Raw genomic sequence first — 3612 nt, 5'->3', positions numbered from 1 at the left:
ATCACATAAAAAAATGCCTCTATTAACTAGAGGCATTTTTGTCGTTTATGGCTATGTACTGGCGGTTAATTCTAAGTGCTATTACTGGCTAGACTTAGCATCATACTCAGTGGTTATATGAAGCACTGGTTCAGTGGCTAAGTTACTGCTCACGCAATAAAAAACGGCCAATCAGGAGCTTATTGTAGTATTTCAAACCCACCAGCCCTATAGCTCGCTAGGTTCAGGCATTGGATTTAAGTGTTTTGTATTCACTAGCCTGCTGCCATAAAAAAACCTCCATTAAGGAGGTTTTTATTTAAACTAACTCATAAAATTAGAATTTAAGCCTTACACCTGCATAGTAACGACGCCCAACTGCATCATATGTACCTGCATCAGTTTCTGTACCAGTATTACTATCTGGTAGACCAGTGATAATTTTTGGTGGTTCTCGATCAAACAAGTTATTAGCACCGATATAGAACTCAGCCATATCCCAAGGTCTATAAGCAATGTTCAGATCATGATAAGTAACCGAGCCGACTCCAACTGATTCTGCTGCTAAATCATATCCAGAAAGAAATTGATCATCTAAATAAGACTCACCAATAAATGTAGTATTCCACGCAATCGTTAGATCATCATATGTATAACCTAAGGACAAATAGAATTTGTTTTCTGCAGCTCCAATTTCACCTTTATCTTGATCCTTTTCTGAACCTGGTAATGGAATTGTGTATGCATCAATTACATGTGTATATGCCAAACGCGCATTAACCTGCCCAGCTAAACCATAATCTTCAATATCTTTAGCGTAGGTAACTACTAAATCGATGCCCTCATTGACAAAGCCACCACTGTTTGTGTCTGCTGAGTCTATATATTCAAGTGAGCCAGCGCTATTAGGACCTGTATCTTTCGCTCTACGAGTAATGAAGTTACATGTTGCTCCAGAACCGCCATAACAATCATCTAAAATAAACTGACGAGGTGTTGAAACAATCGCATCTTCAATTTCAATATCATAATAATCAACTGTAAAATCAAAATCCTCTATAACAGGCATCCCTTCTGGAGAGATAGTTACTCCAAATGTCCATGACTTACCTTTTTCAGCATCAAGTTCAGAGTTACCACGGTTATAGCCACTGATCCCTTGAAGATCTGATTGGCTAAGGGTGAACTCCCCATTTGCATTAATGTTTGCCATAACACCAGCATCTGCTCTACAAGCTTCAGCCTGAGTCCCCGTTGTGGAGGCTGTTACGCCAAGACATGGATCGGTAAGTCCAGACGGGAAAGTCTGACTAGGTGGCGAATAAAGCTCATTAATGTTAGGCGCTCTTGTTGATTGTGCTCTAATCGCTCTAAAACGAACTTCATCAATTGGAGCCCAATCTAGCGCCACATTCCAACTGTCAGTTTTTCCGACACTAGAATAATCTGAATAGCGATATGCTCCGCGAACATTTAATTGTTTTGCCATGAACACATCATCTAACAAAGGAACATTAACCTCTGCAAAGTATTCGATAACATCAAACTCCCCTTCAGTACGAGGAATGGCATTACCACCATTAAGACCAGAAGACTGTAACGCATCAAATTCTGAACGAGAGTATTCCTCCCGGTACTCAGTACCAAGAGCTAGACCAACAGTCCCTGCTGGCACTTCAAATAGATCACCAGTAACATTCAAACCTGCAATGGTTTGAGATGTAAAGCTCGTTAGCATGTTAGGCGCATCTACATAAGCCGCGCCTTCAGGGCTAATAGAGCCTTCACCAAACACATTAACCGGAGCACATCCCTCAGCCACAGCATCTGCATTACGACAAACAATATTACCATCTTCATCTTCAACAGCTTCTAACGCTGAACGAAAGTTCAAAGAATTGAATTGACCACTACCAACTTGTGACTCTTTTGTTTGCCCATAGCCATAATATACATCGGTATACCAGCCTTCAGTAATTTCACCATCAATACCTGCAACAATACGGAATGTATCGCGATCAGCCGTATTACCTCGAGCAGCAATGTCTGATAATCTACGAGTGAAAAAGATATCTTTAATACCATCGCCATCGGTGTCGGTTGCAGAATCAAAAATAGCGTCAGGTACAAACGCATTTCTCACCAAAGTGCGCTCATACTCACCGGGATTTGTAACACTTTCGATATATTGCTCATATTCCAAGGGCATTTGCCCGCCAGAGGCTGAATAAACAGCATCCGATGCCATAGGGAATGGCTCTAATCGAGTTGTCGTCTGAGTGGCTGCATACGTCCCTTCGATAAATGCATTCCACCCCTCAGTAAATTCATACTTGCCGGACATGGCCAGCAAGTATCGTTCAGTTGGAATAGCTATCGTACGGTAGTCCATACGATTAAAACCATTGGCTTCCATTGTATCAGAGCCATTGGTTGACCAGCCTTCTTGTAGTTCACCAGCTTTGTTATACGTATATTGTTTGTCACCGGCATAGAATCTACCTTGAGGCGCATAACTAGAATAGAATGGTCTAACTGCAGTAAACATATCCTCAGCAGCACCTGTAAAATACGCCCCTTCAGACGCTTGGTCTACTGCAGAACGCTCTCGATCTCTTGAGTAAACAGCACCTTGATCCGTATAAGCACCGTGAATCATGATGTTACCTTTACCATCACTAGAGGAAGTTCCCATCGTAAACTGTATTTGGGTTTCTTCAGAATCTCCTTCTTGGCTTTGTCCTGTTTGTAGATCAAACTCTAAGCCTTCAAACTCTTTTTTATAGATAATATTAACAACACCTGCAACAGCGTCGGAACCATACACGGCCGAAGCGCCACCAGTCATAATTTCAACGCGTTCAATAAATTGAGTTGGAATAGAGTTTAAATCCACAGCGGAAGAACCTGGAACACCAGAGACAAAACGGCGGCCATTAACAAGCACTAATGTTCTAGAGCTGCCCAAGTCTCTCAGGTCTACAGTTGCTACACCAGCACTAGAAGTTGAAAAGTTAGAATTTGTACGACTAATGCCGGGTGTACCAAAAGCGGGGTTCTTTAAAAGTAGCTCTTGAATATTCGCAACACTCGACATATCGATATCTTTAGAATCAATAACCTGAACAGGAGAAAAACCCTGTAGGTCAGTTGATCTTAGACGTGAGCCTGTTATTTCAATTTTCTCAATTTCATCAAAATTAGAGTTTTTTTCTCCATTATCAATTTCATCTGCAAATACAGCCCCTGACATTGCGAAACTTGTCGCTGCGGTTGCAATTAAACTCCTACGGATAGCTTTCGCCATTAAGGTTTGAGTTCTCATATATATTCCCTTATACATCGACCTTATAAATGAGTTTTCCCACATATAAACAATCGATTCTGTTATTTTTATTATCAGCTCTAGATGCCTAGAAACTAATTACTTCGGGAATAAATACTGTTCTAAGTGCAACTTTTAAGTCAAATAAGCGCACATAACGAAAACATTTTAAAAACAATTAAGACATTCAATGAAAGAAATAAGAGGGTAGAGATAAAACACTTAAAAATCAAATGGATAATCTTTAGCCAGTATAAACAACTGGGCGGTACAACAACACTAGGGTATAAGCAAAAAACAATAACCAG

2 protein-coding genes are annotated in these 3612 nt (G+C 40.5%); one reads left to right on the top strand and one right to left on the bottom strand.

Going from position 1 to position 3612, the window contains the following annotated elements; translation table 11 throughout:
* Nucleotides 1-316 precede the first annotated feature (316 nt).
* Nucleotides 317-3304, bottom strand: a complete 2988-nt coding sequence (locus K5Q92_RS23465; protein ID WP_259649688.1) for a TonB-dependent receptor domain-containing protein — start codon at nt 3302-3304, stop codon at nt 317-319.
* A 126-nt stretch (nt 3305-3430) separates the two neighbouring features.
* Between K5Q92_RS23465 and K5Q92_RS23460 the strand changes: the two genes are divergently transcribed.
* Nucleotides 3431-3612, top strand: a 182-nt coding sequence (locus K5Q92_RS23460) for a hypothetical protein (protein ID WP_220771212.1), incomplete at its 3' end; no start/stop codon positions are given.

Source organism: Shewanella sp. MBTL60-007 (assembly GCF_019654915.1).
Classification (GTDB): Bacteria; Pseudomonadota; Gammaproteobacteria; order Enterobacterales; family Shewanellaceae; genus Shewanella.
Note: the sequence above shows the minus strand (reverse complement) of the source record. Positions and strands in the feature narration are given on the sequence as shown.

Bases quoted from the DNA above. Each gene is read 5' to 3' on its own strand.
- K5Q92_RS23465 (WP_259649688.1), bottom strand. From the start codon at position 3,304: ATGAGAACTCAAACCTTAATGGCGAAAGCTATCCGTAGGAGTTTAATT.